At 62.4% G+C, this 16,579-nt stretch carries 21 protein-coding genes; 15 read left to right on the top strand and 6 right to left on the bottom strand.

The annotated features are described in order from the left end of the window. Positions 1-111: 111 nt before the first annotated feature. Together ACO076_RS07060 and leuB are read left to right on the top strand one after the other, a co-directional pair. Positions 112-588, top strand: coding sequence for a Crp/Fnr family transcriptional regulator (locus ACO076_RS07060; protein ID WP_421726017.1), 477 nt, complete (start codon positions 112-114; stop codon positions 586-588). 99 nt (positions 589-687) lie between these two features. Further along, the gene (gene leuB, locus ACO076_RS07055) at positions 688-1,794 is read left to right on the top strand and encodes a 3-isopropylmalate dehydrogenase (protein WP_421726016.1); all 1,107 of its coding nucleotides are present in this window, start codon (positions 688-690) and stop codon (positions 1,792-1,794) included. A 94-nt stretch (positions 1,795-1,888) separates the two neighbouring features. Here leuB and ACO076_RS07050 read toward each other — a convergent pair whose 3' ends face one another. Next, positions 1,889-2,239, bottom strand: coding sequence for a hypothetical protein (locus tag ACO076_RS07050; protein WP_421726015.1), 351 nt, complete (start codon positions 2,237-2,239; stop codon positions 1,889-1,891). A 274-nt stretch (positions 2,240-2,513) separates the two neighbouring features. On the opposite strand from ACO076_RS07050, the gene ACO076_RS07045 reads away from it, so the two are divergent. After that, positions 2,514-3,038, top strand: a complete 525-nt coding sequence (locus ACO076_RS07045; protein ID WP_421726014.1) for a hypothetical protein — start codon at positions 2,514-2,516, stop codon at positions 3,036-3,038. Positions 3,039-3,042: 4 nt separating this feature from the next. Here ACO076_RS07045 and ACO076_RS07040 read toward each other — a convergent pair whose 3' ends face one another. Beyond that, positions 3,043-3,522: a hypothetical protein gene (locus ACO076_RS07040; RefSeq protein WP_421726013.1), complete on the bottom strand. Its 480-nt coding sequence runs from the start codon at positions 3,520-3,522 to the stop codon at positions 3,043-3,045. Between the two features lie 210 nt (positions 3,523-3,732). Here ACO076_RS07040 and ACO076_RS07035 point away from each other — a divergent pair, with 210 nt between their 5' ends. After that, positions 3,733-4,767: an aspartate-semialdehyde dehydrogenase gene (locus ACO076_RS07035; RefSeq protein ID WP_421726012.1), complete on the top strand. Its 1,035-nt coding sequence runs from the start codon at positions 3,733-3,735 to the stop codon at positions 4,765-4,767. A 126-nt stretch (positions 4,768-4,893) separates the two neighbouring features. Here the strand turns inward: ACO076_RS07035 and ACO076_RS07030 are convergent, their stop codons facing one another. The 4 genes from ACO076_RS07030 to ACO076_RS07015 form a co-directional block, all read right to left on the bottom strand. Further along, positions 4,894-5,325, bottom strand: coding sequence for a hypothetical protein (locus tag ACO076_RS07030; RefSeq protein WP_421726011.1), 432 nt, complete (start codon positions 5,323-5,325; stop codon positions 4,894-4,896). Positions 5,326-5,556: 231 nt separating this feature from the next. After that, positions 5,557-5,979 carry a thiol-disulfide oxidoreductase DCC family protein gene (locus ACO076_RS07025; protein ID WP_421726010.1) on the bottom strand — a complete coding sequence of 141 codons (423 nt, stop codon included), beginning with the start codon at positions 5,977-5,979 and terminating at the stop codon, positions 5,557-5,559. Beyond that, positions 5,976-7,301, bottom strand: a complete 1,326-nt coding sequence (locus ACO076_RS07020; protein ID WP_421726009.1) for an SDR family oxidoreductase — start codon at positions 7,299-7,301, stop codon at positions 5,976-5,978. Before ACO076_RS07020 ends, ACO076_RS07025 begins: the two co-directional genes overlap by 4 nt. Positions 7,302-7,305: 4 nt before the next feature. Beyond that, positions 7,306-7,773, bottom strand: a complete 468-nt coding sequence (locus tag ACO076_RS07015; RefSeq protein WP_421726688.1) for a DUF2269 family protein — start codon at positions 7,771-7,773, stop codon at positions 7,306-7,308. A 205-nt stretch (positions 7,774-7,978) separates the two neighbouring features. Here ACO076_RS07015 and ACO076_RS07010 point away from each other — a divergent pair, with 205 nt between their 5' ends. From ACO076_RS07010 to ACO076_RS06960, 11 genes are all read left to right on the top strand, one after another. Continuing rightward, the gene (locus ACO076_RS07010) at positions 7,979-8,371 is read left to right on the top strand and encodes a hypothetical protein (protein ID WP_421726008.1); all 393 of its coding nucleotides are present in this window, start codon (positions 7,979-7,981) and stop codon (positions 8,369-8,371) included. A 163-nt stretch (positions 8,372-8,534) separates the two neighbouring features. Beyond that, on the top strand, positions 8,535-8,912 hold the full coding sequence (locus tag ACO076_RS07005; RefSeq protein WP_421726007.1) for an SgcJ/EcaC family oxidoreductase: 378 nt from the start codon (positions 8,535-8,537) through the stop codon (positions 8,910-8,912). Positions 8,913-9,089: 177 nt separating this feature from the next. Next, positions 9,090-9,302, top strand: coding sequence for a hypothetical protein (locus ACO076_RS07000; RefSeq protein ID WP_421726006.1), 213 nt, complete (start codon positions 9,090-9,092; stop codon positions 9,300-9,302). Positions 9,303-9,353: 51 nt separating this feature from the next. Then, positions 9,354-9,623 carry a hypothetical protein gene (locus ACO076_RS06995; RefSeq protein WP_421726005.1) on the top strand — a complete coding sequence of 90 codons (270 nt, stop codon included), beginning with the start codon at positions 9,354-9,356 and terminating at the stop codon, positions 9,621-9,623. 227 nt (positions 9,624-9,850) lie between these two features. After that, a complete protein-coding gene (locus ACO076_RS06990) occupies positions 9,851-10,981 on the top strand; it encodes a hypothetical protein (RefSeq protein ID WP_421726004.1) in 1,131 nt (376 codons plus the stop codon). Between the two features lie 95 nt (positions 10,982-11,076). Then, complete coding sequence (locus ACO076_RS06985) at positions 11,077-12,195, top strand: hypothetical protein (RefSeq protein ID WP_421726003.1); 1,119 nt, start codon at positions 11,077-11,079, stop codon at positions 12,193-12,195. A 57-nt stretch (positions 12,196-12,252) separates the two neighbouring features. After that, the gene (locus ACO076_RS06980) at positions 12,253-12,447 is read left to right on the top strand and encodes a hypothetical protein (protein ID WP_421726002.1); all 195 of its coding nucleotides are present in this window, start codon (positions 12,253-12,255) and stop codon (positions 12,445-12,447) included. Positions 12,448-12,672: 225 nt separating this feature from the next. Further along, positions 12,673-13,860 (top strand): hypothetical protein, encoded by a 1,188-nt coding sequence (locus ACO076_RS06975; protein WP_421726001.1) that lies wholly within the window; start codon positions 12,673-12,675, stop codon positions 13,858-13,860. Between the two features lie 256 nt (positions 13,861-14,116). After that, on the top strand, positions 14,117-15,244 hold the full coding sequence (locus ACO076_RS06970; RefSeq protein WP_421726000.1) for a hypothetical protein: 1,128 nt from the start codon (positions 14,117-14,119) through the stop codon (positions 15,242-15,244). Between the two features lie 222 nt (positions 15,245-15,466). Then, on the top strand, positions 15,467-15,940 hold the full coding sequence (locus ACO076_RS06965; RefSeq protein WP_421725999.1) for a hypothetical protein: 474 nt from the start codon (positions 15,467-15,469) through the stop codon (positions 15,938-15,940). Positions 15,941-16,038: 98 nt separating this feature from the next. Further along, on the top strand, positions 16,039-16,542 hold the full coding sequence (locus ACO076_RS06960) for an allene oxide cyclase barrel-like domain-containing protein (RefSeq protein ID WP_421725998.1): 504 nt from the start codon (positions 16,039-16,041) through the stop codon (positions 16,540-16,542). Positions 16,543-16,579: the final 37 nt, after the last annotated feature.

The following is a 16,579-nucleotide window of genomic DNA, read 5'->3' as shown; positions in this document are numbered from 1 at the left end:
CAGAGTGTTTTGAAACGCACGCGGCGCGAACGCGCGTAGCCGCTGGCCCGCGTGCCTGCTATGGCTAACGCCAGCAACCCAAAAGTCGAACGATAGACAGGGATCAGTAGCATGAAGACCGTCAGCTTCAAGGCCGGAGACGCCATCCTCAAGGAGGGCGACGAGGGCGACACCGCCTATCTCATCATCGACGGGTCGGTCGAGATCACCATCGGCGAGGGGTCGAAGGCTCAGGCCGTCGGTCAACTCGGCACCGGCGACGCCTTCGGCGAGATGTGTCTGCTGGAACCGGGCAGGCGCTCGGCCACCGTCACGGCGCTCGCCGACACCACCTGCGCCACCACCTCCTATGACGAGTTCATGGATTCCATCCACAACGATCCGGAGCGCGCGGTGCAATTCATGCGCACCCTGATCCGTCGGCTGCGGACCATGAACGAGATGATGGAGAGTATGGGCCAGCGCCGCCGCGGTATCCGCGGCTTCTTCGATGACTGGCAGAAGTCGCTGCAGGAAGCCGAGGCCGGCCTCTCCGATGAGGAAAAGCTCCGCCGCCGCGAGGCGATGATGATGGGCTACTGGATGTAGCGACGGTCGCCGCGCGATTCGCCCGAAATCCTTGCATTTCGCCGGGGCCGACCTTAGGCACGGTCGCTGACCCGACAGTGCCTTTGAGAGACAACCCCCATGACCACCCGCACGCTCCTGCTCCTTCCCGGCGACGGCATCGGCCCGGAGGTGATGGCCGCCACCCGCACGGTGATCGACTGGTTCAACGGGCGCGGCGCCGGCTTCACCACCGAGGAGGATCTGGTCGGCGGGTGCGCCTACGACGTCCACGGTGTCGCCATTTCCGAAGCGGCGATGGAGAAGGCCCACGGCGCCGATGCCGTGCTGCTCGCCGCGGTCGGCGGACCGAAGTGGGACGCGGTGGAGTATGAGGTACGGCCCGAGGCCGGGCTGCTTCGGCTGCGCAAGGACATGGAACTGTTCGCCAATCTCCGGCCGGCGATCTGCTACCCGGCGCTCGCCGATGCCTCGTCGCTGAAGCGCGATCTGGTCGAGGGCCTCGACATCCTGATCCTGCGCGAGCTCACCGGCGGCGTCTATTTCGGCGAACCGAAGACCATCACCGACATCGGCAACGGCCAGAAGCGCGCCGTCGACACCCAGGTTTACGACACCTACGAGATCGAGCGCATCGCCCGCGCCGCCTTCGAGCTCGCCCGCAACCGGCGGAACCGGGTCACCTCGATGGAAAAGCGCAATGTCATGAAGTCGGGCGTGTTGTGGCGCGAAGTGGTCGATGCCGTGCACCAGGCCGACTATGCCGACGTCACCCTCGACCACATGTTGGCGGACGCGGGCGGCATGCAGTTGGTGCGGGCGCCGAAGCAGTTCGACGTGATCCTCACCGACAACCTGTTCGGCGACATGCTGTCCGACATCGCCGCCATGCTCACCGGCTCGCTCGGCATGCTGCCATCGGCTTCGCTCGGCGCCGCCGACCCGGTGACCGGCAAGCGCAAGGCGCTCTATGAGCCGGTCCACGGTTCCGCCCCGGACATCGCCGGCACCGGCGCCGCCAATCCGATCGCGATGATCGCCTCGTTCGCCATGGCGCTGCGTTATTCGTTCGACATGGTCGCCGAGTCCGACGCCCTCGACGCGGCCATCGCCGCCGCCCTCGACAAGGGCCTGCGCACCCCCGATCTGATGAGCGAGGGGATGACCAAGGTCGGCACCGAAGAGATGACCGCGGCGATCGTCGCCGAACTCGACGCCGCGGGCTGATTGCGAGAGCCGGCGACCGGGATCAACAGCGTGCGCGTAGTTCAGCCAAACCTACGCGCCGCCAGGCGTTCATTTTTGCCCGCTTGAGCCACTTTCAATCGCAAAAATCGTATGTTTTGTAGGTGATGGTGTGGTTCGCCTTCACATGAACATACCAGGTCGAATCGCTGGTTAGCTTGGAGTATTCCTCACCACCGCTCTTGAAATACAGATAACATGGCGACGTGTTGCAATATGTCTCGCCGCTTTCACCGGAATGAACGTGAATCGAATCGACCGTTCCGACTCCCGGGCTGTTGGCCGTTTGAACTCTTACCTGATGGTGTGAGCTGTCGCAGTTGTTGATGGTGAAATGTTTCTTGGCTTCCACGCTCGTTGTGAACAACGCCAGCAGGGCGACCGCCGAGGCGGCAATCAAAGTCCTGACCTTGCGCTTGCTATACATCTCACACGTCTCCGCTCGTCGATCCGCAGCCGAGTGCATCTTATGTGCTCTGAAAACGTTGGCATATCGGCCTTCGTTTTCCAAGCGCGCACGACTTGGCGGCTCGTGTCGGGTCTGGAACCTGTTGCGCGATGATTTTCCGTTCCACGACCGGAAACGAACAGAGAGGCGCGTGGCGCGAAACAGCGCTTTTCAGCGTACCACCGGTTTGCGCTATGTGTGGGAAGACAAAAACGAGTCGGAAGCGAAGACGCTTGGGAGTGACAGACATTCGATGACCCGCGTTTATGAGAAGCGTGACATCAATAGGATCGGCAACATCTCGGCCGCCATCCTGGTGGCGGTGATGATCTACGGCATCTGGGAACTGTGGTCGGCCTTCGTCGTCGGCACCAACGACACCTGGGGGGCGATGTTCGGCGTGGTGTTCGTCGGTGGCGGCCTGATCGGCATGAACTCGACCTGGACCGAAAACCGCGACCAGGTCGTCTGGTTCGACGCCGATCTCGAGACCGGCCAGGGCCGCATTGCCGTGTGGCGCCCGCTCCGCCCGCTGATCATCGACGTGCCGCTCGATCAGATGCGCGACTGGCGCTACTGGGTGAAGGTCGCCAAGCGCAACATGCGCACCCACTACCTGGTCGTCGCCCTGCCCGATTATCCCCGCCCGGTCTATTTCGACCTCGGTCGCACCGAGGAGATCCCGGAGGTCTTCCGTCGCCTCGCACCGGACGAGATTCACGAATTCGAGCAGAACACCGGCCGCCTCAAGGACGACGACGAGGAAGAAGAAACCTGAGGCCTCAGATTTCCGCGGTCGGCGCCGTGATGCAGGTCGAGTCCTTCGCCCGGTCCCAGCCGCGCGAGGTCCATTCCTCCGCCGGTCTCAGCCGCCCGTCCGCGTCGGCGATCGCCTCGAAGAAGGTGAAGCAGTTGTCACCCTCCCGCTCGACGAAGAAGCAGGCGCCGTTCAGGCTCTCGTAGAAGGTGCAGAAGGTATCGTCCTCGACGATCCACTCGCCCGAATCCGACCCTTCGGTATCGTGATAGCGGATCGAGCCATCCTCGAAATAGGTCTCGGTGAAGAACAGGCCATCGTAATAGATGCCGTCGAGGGTGATGCCGTCGAAGGCCATCCGGATTTCGAAGCCGACCATGTGGCGGCCGCCGGCGCCGGCCGGTATCGTCGTCGCCGCGACGAGGAGCACCAGCGCCGCCAACGCCCGCCATATTGACTCGGCCCCCCATTGGCGTAGAAGGAGCGCGGTTTTGGGAGCGTCCACGATGACCTTGCGCTTGGCACAGGCACACCATCCTGGCGAACCGGCCCGGCAAGGCCGGACCGACCGCGCGTCGCAATCGAAACGCAAAACCATCTGACGTAACACTCCCCGTCCGCCCCCCTTTCAGCGACGTCGCTGTCCCCTGGGCCGGCGGCGGCGTATGAACCGGGGCAACGCCCCAACGCCTACACTGAAACGGAGTATAGCATCATGGGGTACACTGTCGCGATCGCCGGCGCCACCGGCAATGTCGGCCAGGAGATGCTGACCGTCCTGGAGGAGCGCGGCTTTCCGGCGGACACGGTCATTCCCCTCGCCTCGCGCCGCAGCCAGGGCACCGAGGTCTCCTTCGGCGACCGTACGCTCAAGGTGAACGCCCTCGACGCCCACGATTTCTCGACCACCGATATCTGCCTGATGTCGGCCGGCGGCAGCATCTCCAAGGAATGGGCGCCCAGGATCGCCGCCCAGGGCTGCGTGGTGATCGACAACTCCTCGGCCTGGCGTTACGACGCGGCCGTTCCGCTGATCGTGCCGGAAGTCAACGCCGATGCGGTCAGCGGCTTCACCGCAAAGAACATCATTGCCAATCCCAATTGCTCGACCGCCCAGCTCGTGGTCGCACTGAAGCCGCTACATGATGCCGCCACCATCACCCGCGCGGTGGTCGCCACCTACCAGTCGGTCTCCGGCGCCGGCAAGGAGGCCACCGACGAGCTGTTCACCCAGACCCGGGCGGTATTCGTCTCCGACCCGATCGAGCCCCGCGCCTTCACCAAGCGGATCGCCTTCAACATCATTCCACACATCGGCGACTTCATGGACGACGGCGCGACCCATGAAGAGTGGAAGATGATGGCGGAGACCAAGAAGATCCTCGACCCCAAGATCAAGATGATCGCCACCTGCGTGCGCGTCCCGGTCTTCGTCTCCCACTCTGAAGCCGTGACGCTCGAGTTCGCCAAGCCGATCATCCCCGAGGAGGCCCGCGACCTCCTGCGCGAGGCGCCCGGCGTGCTGGTCGTCGACAAGCATGAGGACGGCGGCTACGTCACGCCCTACGAAGCGGTCGGCGAGGACGCCACCTATGTCAGCCGCATCCGCGAGGACGCGACCGTCGAGAACGGCCTGGCGCTCTGGGTGGTCTCCGACAATTTGCGCAAGGGCGCGGCCACCAACGCGGTTCAGATCGCCGAGCTTCTCGTCAACCGTAAGCTGATCGCCCCGAAGCAGGCGGCGGCGTAGCGACGATGCTCGCCAGCGATCCCAGGTCCGGGATCGATCGGGGCGATGCGCCGATGATCATGTGTCAGGCGACTCTGACCTGCCCGGCGTGCGGCCACGCCAACGACAGAATCCGAAAACGCGGCCCTACTGAGGCTGCTTGGTCCAGACGCCGAACGACACGACGGTCCGGTCCGCCAGGGCGTGGCGGTAGACGCAGCGCATCGTCTCCGCCGACTCGATCCAGCAATCGCGGAAGCCGTTCTCGTCGGTCATGTAGACGATGTTGTCCGGGCCAAAGACCCCGGCGATCACCTCGTCTGCCATTGCGGGGTCAGGCGCGTCGTTAACGGATTTCTGATCGACCTCGTAGCCGGAGATGCGAGACCCCTCCTGCCAATCTATGACAACAGTACTTTCCGTATCGAGGGGGATCGAGGTCTTGTCGGCGGTATCGATCCGCATTCCCTCCCCTATGACGACCCAGGTGCCCCGCAGATCAGGCACGCTGTCTTCAGCAACCGCGGCGCCCGACACCACGATCGTCGACAGAAGAACGAGTTTGCTCAACATTCTCATCGTGCTCATCCTCATGGTGCCCATCTCATCGATCCAAAAAGGGCTGATGGATTGGGTGCAGGACGCCGAGATATTAGCCTCCGTCACACTAGAACGCCAATGTCGCTGATGCCCGCGATAGGCTTGGTTTTTGCGGAGGGCCAGACGACCGCGCAGACCAATGATCGCATGGTCAGCATGTCATCGCGCGGTAATGCGCGACTGAGACTCTGTTTAAGCCATCGGCAAACGCTAGACCTCGGTCAGCACCCGACCGTCGAGCCGCGGACCGCCGACGACGCAGGCGTCCCGTCGCCCGAACAGGCGATAGCGGTTGCGGGCGATAAGGGTGTAGACGCCATCCCGCAGCCATCGCGGCGCCCACTGCCCGACCCTGGCCCATCGCCATCCCGGCAGGCTGCCGATCACGGCCAAGGCCGCGTCGGAGCGGCGCAGTACAGTGCCGCCAATCACCACCGCGTTGGTGTCGGGATCGTCCGGGTCGATGCCCGCGGCCTCGGCCAATGCCCGGCCGTAGTCCGACTGGATCGGCGTGAACCGGAACCGGCCGGACGGGTCGTGGCCCGCGACGAAGCGGACCCATCCGGAACAGAAAACGCAGACGCCGTCGTAGAGGATCACGTCGTCGTCGGGCCATGCGATCGGTTCGCTCATCCCCGGTCCTCCAGGGTCGCCAGCCCGACCATCATGAGGACGATCGCCGGCCCGGTTTTCACCAGGGCGCCGAGCGGTTCGAACCACAGATCCGGCGTCAGAACCGCGGCGCCCGCCATATAGAATATGGAGACGAGGATCCCGGCATAAAGCCCGAACCGGCAGGTGCGACGAAACGCGATCGCGATACCGACGGCGATGTCCATGACGCTGCTGACGATGGTGGTCGCGACCGCGAAGCCGGCCGGAAAGCCGCGGGCGGTCAACAGCCCGGTGGCCAGACCGAACGACGACAGGGCGATGATGCCGGAGACCGCCCAGAACACCACCAGCACGGCGATGATCACTGGTTTCGCCAGATAAAGCCGCGCGAACCAGCCCTCCTGCACCGAAACCGGCAACCGCCGCAGGGACTCCGCCAGCGTTCGCGGCGGGATACCGGTTGCCGCGATCCATGGTCCCGGATCGCCGGTCACGCCACGCCGCATCTCGGCGAGCGCGGTGGAGCGGATCGGCGGCCGCCAGCCGAGGCGCGCCACCAGGTCGCCCGCCTTAGCCCCGAGGTCGAGCGCCCAGCCGGGCGTCGTTACCCGCGGCGTTGGCCCGCCATAGCGCCGCCGGAATCCGTCGACGACCGCGCCAACCGTCGGCACCTCCGGGGCCATCAGGTCCCAGGTGTTCGCCCAGTCCCGTTCGCCGGCGGCCCATCGCCGCGCGATGGCCTCCACGGTGGCGACGATGTCGTCGCTATCGACGATCGCGAACGGCCGTGCCGCCAGATCGGCAGGAAGCGCCACCGGCAGCGTTGCCAGGGCGCGCATCAGCGCACTGCCGCCATAGGCGGCCGGTGCGATGACGAAGCCCGGCCGGAGAACGACATGGGGGATCGTCGACCCGGCCACCAGTCGTTCGCCGTCGCGTTTGCTGCGGGCGAAGTCGGTGCTGTCGTTGGCCGCCTCGCCGGGAATGGAGGCATGAACGAGGAGCGCCGGCTCGGGTTGATCCGCCAGGGCCGACAGCAGGCGCCCGACAAAGTCGCGATGGACCGCGTCGGTCCCCTCGGCGCCGCCACCCTGCAGGACCCCGACGCAATTGACGACGATGTCGATGTCGCGATCGCGGAACAACCGCGCCAGGTCAGCGGCCTCCAGCGCGGCGAACGCTGTCTCGGCCGCCGCTTCGCCGAAGGTCGCCCGCTGGGCGTCGGTGAACCGCCGAGCGAGGGCGACAACCGGGATGCCGCGATCCTGAAGACCCGCCACGATCGCCGCGCCGATCAGGCCGGAAGCCCCGAGAACGGCAACGGTCGGGCGGTCGGTCATCGGGTCAGAGCGCCGGCTTGGCGATCATCAGCCAGACAATCGCCAGCACCGACCCGAAGCCGGGAAACCCGAAGGCGAACCACAGCCGAAACAGCCGGTGATAGGCCGCCGGCAGCGCGGTCCCCTCGGCCGCCGCAGCGCGTGCGAGGTCGCGCATCCGCGCCTGCATCCACACCACCGGCAGCCAGAAAGCGCCAGCGACACCGTAGAGAACGAACGAGACCACCATCCATCCCTCGGTGAGCGGCAGGCCGGTCTCCCGTGCCAGCAGATAGCCGGTGACCGGCTGCACCACGACCGCGGTCGCGGTGAACAGGAGGTCGGCGCGGACCACGATGGCGGCCGTCCGTGCGACGAAATCCGGCACCCCACTGAGGTGCGCCATCAGCATGAAGAAGGCGATTCCGGCCCCGGTCCCAAGAATGACCATCGCGCCGAGAACGTGGAGGTATTTGAGGATGAAATAGGTCACGGGCAGCGGGGCGACTCGAGCGAGGTCAGGCACGGGTCACCCCTTCGCACGGCAGCCGCCGGAGGTGAAGCGCGACGGGACCGGAGCGGGCCGCCGCGGGTCGCGGGCGACATCTTCCTTTCGACCGCCGCGGGCGGTTAAGTCCCTGTCCTCTGCCTCGAGCCTGGTGTCCCGATCACGCCGCGCGACCCGAGACCCGCAAACCATGATCCGTTCCCCTGCGACCCTGCTTGTCTTGCCGCCCCGCTGGGCCGGCCGGTACGCCATGCGCCTGGTTTCCCTAGTAGCCTTCGCGATCTGCGCGACGCCAGCCGCCGCGACCGAGCGCTATGCGACGCGGGACTATTGCGCCTTCCTCAACGGCGGCCCCGCGGTCAACCGCGACGGTCCGGACCGGCTCACCTACGCGATCGAGCTTGTGCAGGGCGAAGTGATCGAAGCCGACGGCTTCTATTGCGACGGTGACACCTGCGTCGACCCTTACGGCGCCCTGCCCGACTGGCCGAACCCGTTCATCGTCGTCGACAGAACGGGCACGGCGATCACCATCCTCAACCCGACGACCGGTAACGAGACGGTGTTGCCGCGCTGCGAATAGCCGCACCCCGTAATCGCCCATTTGCTTCAGAAAGGCTGGCTCCGGCTCGGTTTAGCGTGCATCTACACCTAGCCGTCGCCGCTGCATTCCTGGTCGTGCCTGGAGCAGACGATGATGGGGCACTTCGCTGCCGATATCCGGTGTCAACCTGGGAAGAGGGGCCATGACCGCCACTGACGAAACGATCGCTGCTCTGTTTGACCGTTGGAACGAGTCGCTGAAGACGGGTGACCCTAGGAAAGTGGTGGCCAATTACGCGGAACGTTCCATTCTCCTGCCAACGGTCTCCAACACGCCGCGCCTGACACCGGCGGAGAAGGAAGACTATTTCACCCACTTTCTGCAAAGCGAACCAACCGGAGTCGTCGACCTCCGCCAGATTGATATCAGCGGGGACATCGCCGTTGATTCAGGCCTCTGCACCTTTACGTTCGCGGCCAAAGGCGAAACCGTTAAGGCGCGGTACAGCTTCGTGTACAGATGGGATGGAGAGAACTGGCTGATCATTTCTCACCACTCTTCTGTAATGCCGGAAGGCTAGTGGAACGAATTTGACATTTGAGTCCCATGGGCGGCCAAGCTCTCGCTCAAATGTCGAATTCAAAAGTTCCACTAGAAACATAGACTTGCTCGTGGACCAATAAGCTGCGGGGCTCACGCGACCAGAGCCGGATGGCCGCCAGCTTGACGGGCGGCCCCCGAAAGACATGAGGCACCGATGGACATCGTCCCCAGAACCTACGAAGACTGGAAACACTGCATCACGGTGTTCTGCGGCATCCCGCTGACACCGCAATATGTCCAGGAACGGATCGCCGCTTTGGGTGATATGAAAGATCACCATACCCAGCGTTTCATCGAACGCTGGGGGCAGGCGCATCGCGATCAAACGCTGGCTTGGTTTCGTCAGGCCGAAGAACTGAAAGCATAGCCAACGCCCGGCTCCCTGCTGGGCGCCGCTATTCTCGTCGATTTCGACCGGGTGAAGAAGTTCGAGTCCGGCAAGGACACGTTCGTTCTTGAGCAGGGCGCATTCGCCGTCTTGCCTCTCGGCCCGCTGGCCAAGTCCGCCTTTCGCAAGGGCACCGAGGCCAAGGATGGCGACGACTGGATCATCTACGATCAGGACAGCGGTGAGCTGTACTTCGACGGTGATGGCATCGGCGGCAACGGCGCGATCCAGTTCGCCAAGGTCGATCCCGGCCAGAAGCTGAAGCACTCCGATTTCACGGTCGAACGGCTCGCCTCATAGCACCATTGCCTGCCACGCCCGGGCAGCTCGCGTTGCCCGGGCTGGTCAGCAGCATGCCCACCATCGTGACCTGCCCGCGGCCGCACCGCTCCCGGCGGTGTGTGGCCGGCGTCACTTCATCGTTCGCCTTCCTGTTGTACGACCCCGGCCCAGTCAACAACCGGGCGCTGCGGCTCGCGACACGCGTACCGATCTGCAATTGAGCCCTATGACAAGGAAGGCACGTCATGCCCACGCAAAACGAAGACAAGATCGTTATCGGGACTTACGCCATCAACTTCTCCAAGGCTGGCCAGAAATGGAAGATCGGCAAGGACGCTGATGTTGGGTCGAATCTTCCGGCCGTCGCTAGCTTTCACGAAAACAACACCCTCATCAATAAGGGATCGATCTATTCAGACGATGACTACGGTGTCTATTTCACCAAGAACAACGCAACGCTCAAAAATAAGGAAAGCGGTCACATCAATGGCGGTCAATTCGGCGTCCATTTTGACCCGACCACCAACGCCGACGTCAAGGGATCGGTCGTCAATCATGGCGAAATACTTGGGCTTCAGGCGGGTGTTTTGACCTCTGGGACCGGAGACTTCAAGCTCGACAACTACGGCGAGATATCCGGCCAAGTCTATGGGGTCTATTCCCTCGCCGGCAACTCCGGCTCGACCGCAGGCCCGGTCATCAAGAACGCCGGCTCCATCACGTCCGACACGTACGGTGTCCATGTCTTCGCCATCCCCGGCCTGAGGTCGAAGATCGTCAACCAGAAGGATGGCGTGATCGAAGGCGGCAAGGTCTTCGATGGCGGCGCCGCTGTCCACAACCCAAACGGCGACATGACCCTCATCAACAAGGGCAAGATCAAGGGCGATGTGACCACCCCCAACGACGACACCAACACCATCACCAACATGGGCAAGATCAAGGGTGACGTCTATCTCGGCAGCAACGATGACACGTTCGACAACACCGGCGGCAAGGTAACCGGTCGCATCGTCGGCCTCGACGGCAAGGACAAGTTCATCGCCGGCGATGCCAAGGATACGTTCATGTTCGACGGCCCGATCAACGGAACGACCAACATAGACCGGGTGAAGAACTTCGAGTCCGGCAAGGACACGTTTATCCTCGAACAGTGGGAATTCAGCGGCTTGCCCGCCGGGCCGCTGGCCAAATCCGCCTTCCGCAAGGGCACCGAGGCCAAGGATGGCGACGACCGCATCATCTACGACCAGGACAGCGGCAAGCTGTACCACGACGAGGACGGCGTCGGTGGAGATCCACATGTCCAGTTCGCCAAGGTCGATCCCGGCCAGAAGCTGAAATACTCCGACTTCACAGTGGAAATGTTCGAATAACAACGCATTGCCCGTCACTCGGGTAATCGGCCGCTGTCGTTCTGCGGCAGATTTTCCCGACGGATGCTTTCAGCGATACGAGAAGGATCAGAAAAATGCCTAAACAGAGCAACGACATTTTTTCGGCCGATGCCCCGGCGATCGCGTTTTCCAAGTCCGATCAGAAGTGGAAAATCGACAAGAACGTCGACGTTGGCGCGTCGGCAGCCGCGGCGGTCTTCAGCAAGTACGCCAACAGTGATCTCGTCAATAAGGGCACCGTCTATGCGTATGGCGACGTCGGTGTCTACTTCGGCAGGACTGGCGCGATGCTCCTGAACAAGGAAACCGGCCACATCACCGGTGGGCAATACGGTGTTCAGTTCGATCCATTCGCCCCTACCGACGTCAAAGGCACGGTGATCAACCATGGCGAGATCGCGGGTCTGCACACCGGCGTCAGGAACGATGGGATGGGAGACTTCAAGGTCGAGAATTACGGCGAGGTTCTGGGCTCTCAAAACGGGATTTACTCCCATGCATTTTATGCCGGGTCGACCGCTGGTCCGGTCATCAAAAACTACGATTCGATCAAGTCGGAAAAATTTGCGATTCGCCTGGACGCTGACGCCGGCCTGAGGTCGAAGGTCGTCAACCAGAAGAACGGCGTGATCGACGGTGGTGAGATCAACGACAACGGTGGCGCAGCTGTCTACGTCTCGGGCGGCGAGATGACCCTGATCAACAAAGGCAAGATCAACGGCGACGTCTACGGCTCGAGCCTCAAGGACACGATCACCAACTCAGGCAAGATCGACGGACACGTCTACCTCCGTAGCGGCGAAGACACGTTCGACAACACCGGCGGCAAGGTCACCGGCCTCATCTTCACGGGATTTGGCGACGATAAGCTCATTGCCGGCGACGCGAAGGACAAGTTCGTGTTCTACGACGCGACCAACATCGACCGCATCAAGAACTTTGAGTCCGGTAAGGACAAGTTCATTCTCACCGAGGGTACGTTCGGCGATCTGGTGAAGGGGCCGCTGGCCAAGTCCGCGTTCCGCAAGGGCACCGAAGCCGAAGACGGCAACGACCGGATCATCTACGACCAGGACAGCGGCAAGCTGTACCTCGATGACGGTGTCGGCGGCGACGATCCCGTCCAGTTCGCCAAGGTCGACCCCGGCCAGAAGCTGAAATACTCCGATTTCGCCATCGAGCTGTTCGTCTAGCGCCTGCCGCTGCCCGCCGTCTGGATGCTCGTTATCGGCGACCTAACCGACGGTCCTTTGGCCAAGTCTGCCTTCCGCAAGGGCACCGAGGCCGAAGACGTCGACGACCGGATCATCTACGACCAGGACAGCGGCAAGCTCTATCTCGACGACGGTGTCGGCGGCAGCGGACCGATCCAGTTCGCCAAAGTCGATCCCGGCCGGACGCTGAAGTACTCGGACTTCACCGTCGATCTGATTACCCTGACCTAGCGGATTTTCGCCACGCCCAGCGGCTTACGGCGCTCGCGGCGACCGGAGGCGGCGTCCAGCCGCCTCATCGGAAGGCGACCGCGCCGCGCCCGGCGCCTGTGACGTGCATCACTTCGTCGCTCGCCTTTTCAGTGTATGGCCCGCCGGTCGACATGCCGAGGGGTTGCCTTCGGCGGCAGAGTTTTTCCGACAGTTATTTGAAGCAAAACCAAAAGGATCAGAGATATGCCCACCCAAAGCACTGACATCTATGTACCCGGCGCCCCCGCCATCCAATTTTCGCAGTCCGGTCAGAAGTGGAAGATCGACAAAAACGTCGATGTTGGCTCGTCGGTGCCGGCGATCGTCAGCGAGTACACCAACAACACTGTCTCCAACAAGGGTACGATCTATTCGTATGCCAATGCCGGCGTCTATTTCACAAAAGACAATGCAACGCTCATCAACAAGGAGACCGGCTATATCAACGGTGGAATGTCCGGCGTTTATTTTGAGTCCGCCAGCATCACCGATCTCAAGGGGTTCGTCTTCAACTACGGCCAGATATTCGGTCACGATGCCGGCGTTGCCAATCTTGGGATGAGCGACTTCGTCGTCGAGAACCGCGGAGAGATCTATGGTCATCAGAACGGCATCTACTCCGAGGCGGCGAACGCCGGATCGACCGCCGGACCGGTTATTAAGAACGCCGGTGCCATCACGTCCGACAACTATGGTGTGTTTGTCGACGCGCCCGGCCTGCGGTCCAAGATCGTCAACCAAAAGGATGGTGTGATCAAAGGCGGCATGTTCGGCGAGCCCGGCGCGGCCGTGTTCAACGAAGGCGGCAAGATGACCCTCGTTAACAAGGGCAAGATCAAGGGCGATATCGACAGCGAGAATGTCGACAAGGACACCGTCACCAACACTGGCAAGATCAAGGGCGACATTGATCTCGGCGGCGCCAACGACACGATCGACAACACCGGCGGCATGATCAAGGGCGATGTCCGCCTGGGCAAAGGCGACGACACCTTCGACAATCGCGACGGCAAGGTCACCGGTCGCATCTTCGGGGAGAGCGGCAAGGACACGCTCATCGCCGGCGACGCCAGGGACACATTCGTGTTCTTCGGCGTGATCGACGGCACGACCAACATCGACCGGATCAAAAAGTTCGAGTCCGGCAAGGACACATTCATTCTCGAGCAGACCGCATTCAACACCCTTGGCTCTGGCCCGCTGGCCAAGTCCGCTTTTCGCAAAGGCACCGAGGCCAAGGATGGCGACGACCGGATCATCTACGACCAGGACACCGGCAAGCTCTACCTCGACTCGAACGGCAATGCCGGCGGTGGGCAGGTCCAGTTCGCCAAGGTCGATCCCGGCCAGACGCTGAAATACTCCGACTTCACCGTCGAACTGTTCGTATAGCGCGGAGCTGCGTTCGCTCGTCCGTTGCTGGCGGCGCGCCTCAACCGTTGATCAGAGAGGGGCGCGCCACCGATGTGCCGCGGCGATGATGACCGCCGGGCCTCGACCTAGGCTTCGCCCAAACCGGGAGGAGCGCACGGCCTGTAACTGGGTCACAGCGTTGCTGTGCAATCCTCGGTAGGATGACCCCAACGGGGCTGCCGTGTCGGTGGAACTCCCCGACGAACAGTGGAGCGAAACGAGAAAGGACAAGGTCATGCCCACACAGAGCAGCGACATCTACGTACCCGGAGGTCCGGCCATCGAATTTTCCAATCCCGGCCAGAAATGGAAGATCGACAAGGGCGTCGATGTCGGATCGAGTGGACCAGCCGTCTTGAGCCTGCATATGAACAATACACTCGTTAACAAAGGCTCAATCTATTCTTTTAACGCCTATGGCGCCCAATTCTACAAAGATAATGCGAAGCTCGTCAACAAGGAAACCGGCGACATTAAGGGCGAAACGTTTGGAGTGTTGTTTACTCCTGACGACGTCACCGACACAAAAGGGGCGGCCATCAACGACGGCGAGATCTTTGGTGGCGTTGGCGGCATTTATAATACGGCGATGGGCGACTTTGAAGTCGATAATCAGGGAGAAATATATGGTTTTACTTACGGTATCTTCTCACAGGGAGCCCTCCCTGGTTCAACCTCGGGCCCGATCATAAAAAACGGCGGTTCAATCAAGTCCGATATATATGGCGTTTGGGTTGGCGCTCCGGATCCCAGCCTCAGGTCGAAAATCGTCAACCAGAAGGACGGTGTGATCAAGGGCGGCAAGATCGACGAAGGCGGCGCGGCCGTGTTCAACACCGGCAAGATGACCCTCGTCAACAAGGGCATGATCAAAGGCGACGTCAATAGTCCAACCGTTGATAAAGCAACGATCACCAACACCGGCAAGATCAAGGGCGATGTCTATCTGGGCCAAGGCGACGACACGCTCGACAACACCGACGGCGAAGTCACGAAGAAGATCTTTGGGTTCGACGGCAACGACAAGCTCACCGCCGGGGATGCCAAGGACAAGTTCGTGTTCATGGGCCCGATCAACGGGACGTCCAACATCGACCGGGTCAAGAATTTCGAGTCCGGCAAGGACAAGTTCTTTCTTGCCGAGGGTGCATTCGGCGACCTGACCGCGGGGCCGCTGGCCAAGTCTGCCTTCCGCAAGGGCACCGAGGCCGAAGACGCCGACGATCGGATCATCTACGACCAGGACAGCGGCAAGCTCTATCTCGACGACGGCGTCGGCGGCAGCGCGCCGATTCAGTTCGCCAAGGTCGATCCCGGCCAAAAGCTGAAATACTCCGACTTCACCGTCGAGCTGTTCGTATAGCGCCTGCCGCTGTCATCTGCAGACAGCCCGGGCTGACAGCAACAGCTCCTGACCAACCTGTCCCCGGCGGCACACGCCGGGGACCTCGGTCTGTTTGGCCGCGGCCCTTTTTCGCGCCCATCTCATCCATCTCAAAATACTGTTCGGCGCCGGACTTGTCGGATTGTCGCGGGCGCTTCAGACTCCGCGCGTAAGCTCGACCAAAAAGGGGAGTGTGCCGTCATGCGGTGGCTGATTTCCACCCTGTACCTTGTCTTTGCGATGGGCCTGACGACCGCCCAGGCAGACGATCGCATGGCGATCGCGGTCGAGGGCGCGTATCTGCTGATCCACGACAACGACTTCCAGCGGGTCCTGTCGTTCACCCGGGGCGGCACCGTCTCGGAGGTCGGCAGCGGGGAACAGCACAACAGCTACACCAGCGGACTGGGAAGCTGGCAGCAGACGGGTCCCAACCAGGTCGTGGCGACGATCGTCGACTTCAACTTCGATCGCGACAGTGGCGCGCCGACCGGAACGGCGCGTACCGTCTACACCCTCACCTTCGAGGGGCTCGAACAGGGCAAGTTCCAACGGTTCTCGGGACGCTCCTCCGGAGAACAGTTCGCGTTCGGGCAGAACCCGTTCGATCCGAGCGAACCGCCGATCCGAGCGTTCGGCCAGGGATTCACCGGTCAGCGCATTCCCGCGCAGTGACACCGTCGCGGCGCGGCCGACAAGCGTCATCGCACCCGTCTTAGTCTTTTCACTCTTCGCCGGCAGGCTGTCCGCGCATGAAAACCGGGGAGACGACGATGATCAGAACGCATGCATGCAGCCTGACCGCATTGCCGGTCCTGGCTTTGGCGCTTTCGATAAACGCCGCATCCGCCCACACCACGTGCGCGCCGTTCCAAGCGGTGAGCGAACTGGACACGATTCACTTCATCGATCACGGCGAGGACGAGTTGTCGCCCGGCGATCAGCGTGTCCTCAAGTTCATGTATTTCGACACCGACGGCAATCGGATCGGAACGCAGCACACGACGACGACGGTCATGCACCCGCATCCTGAAGACGGCGACGGTCACGCGTTGATGGCCAACGCCGTCCTCGTCTTTGATGCCGGCACCTTGCGGACCTCGCTGTTCAGCCAGCTTCGCGATCCCACCGACACCAGCCAATCGTCGGTCGATCCGGTCGAGTGGGTGGTGCTCGGCGGTACCGGCGTATTCGCCGGCGCCACCGGCAACACCCGGCCGGTGCCGCGCGGCGACGGCACCTACGACGTCGAGATCGACATCGTCTGTCCCGGCTGAGGGCAGACACCATGGAGCACGATTCCCATCCTTTGGA

The sequence above is a fragment of the Bauldia sp. genome, assembly GCF_965232525.1.
Classification (GTDB): Bacteria; Pseudomonadota; Alphaproteobacteria; order Rhizobiales; family Kaistiaceae; genus Bauldia.
The sequence above is the reverse complement of the archived record's forward strand: the minus strand, read 5'-3'. Positions and strand labels throughout refer to the sequence as shown.

Coding starts and splice junctions, on each gene's coding strand:
- ACO076_RS07060 (WP_421726017.1), top strand. CDS start 112: ATGAAGACCGTCAGCTTCAAGGCCGGAGACGCCATCCTCAAGGAGGGC.
- leuB (WP_421726016.1), top strand. CDS start 688: ATGACCACCCGCACGCTCCTGCTCCTTCCCGGCGACGGCATCGGCCCG.
- ACO076_RS07050 (WP_421726015.1), bottom strand. CDS start 2,239: ATGTATAGCAAGCGCAAGGTCAGGACTTTGATTGCCGCCTCGGCGGTC.
- ACO076_RS07045 (WP_421726014.1), top strand. CDS start 2,514: ATGACCCGCGTTTATGAGAAGCGTGACATCAATAGGATCGGCAACATC.
- ACO076_RS07035 (WP_421726012.1), top strand. CDS start 3,733: ATGGGGTACACTGTCGCGATCGCCGGCGCCACCGGCAATGTCGGCCAG.
- ACO076_RS07030 (WP_421726011.1), bottom strand. CDS start 5,325: ATGAGAATGTTGAGCAAACTCGTTCTTCTGTCGACGATCGTGGTGTCG.
- ACO076_RS07025 (WP_421726010.1), bottom strand. CDS start 5,979: ATGAGCGAACCGATCGCATGGCCCGACGACGACGTGATCCTCTACGAC.
- ACO076_RS07020 (WP_421726009.1), bottom strand. CDS start 7,301: ATGACCGACCGCCCGACCGTTGCCGTTCTCGGGGCTTCCGGCCTGATC.
- ACO076_RS07010 (WP_421726008.1), top strand. CDS start 7,979: ATGATCCGTTCCCCTGCGACCCTGCTTGTCTTGCCGCCCCGCTGGGCC.
- ACO076_RS07005 (WP_421726007.1), top strand. CDS start 8,535: ATGACCGCCACTGACGAAACGATCGCTGCTCTGTTTGACCGTTGGAAC.
- ACO076_RS07000 (WP_421726006.1), top strand. CDS start 9,090: ATGGACATCGTCCCCAGAACCTACGAAGACTGGAAACACTGCATCACG.
- ACO076_RS06990 (WP_421726004.1), top strand. CDS start 9,851: ATGCCCACGCAAAACGAAGACAAGATCGTTATCGGGACTTACGCCATC.
- ACO076_RS06985 (WP_421726003.1), top strand. CDS start 11,077: ATGCCTAAACAGAGCAACGACATTTTTTCGGCCGATGCCCCGGCGATC.
- ACO076_RS06975 (WP_421726001.1), top strand. CDS start 12,673: ATGCCCACCCAAAGCACTGACATCTATGTACCCGGCGCCCCCGCCATC.
- ACO076_RS06970 (WP_421726000.1), top strand. CDS start 14,117: ATGCCCACACAGAGCAGCGACATCTACGTACCCGGAGGTCCGGCCATC.
- ACO076_RS06965 (WP_421725999.1), top strand. CDS start 15,467: ATGCGGTGGCTGATTTCCACCCTGTACCTTGTCTTTGCGATGGGCCTG.
- ACO076_RS06960 (WP_421725998.1), top strand. CDS start 16,039: ATGATCAGAACGCATGCATGCAGCCTGACCGCATTGCCGGTCCTGGCT.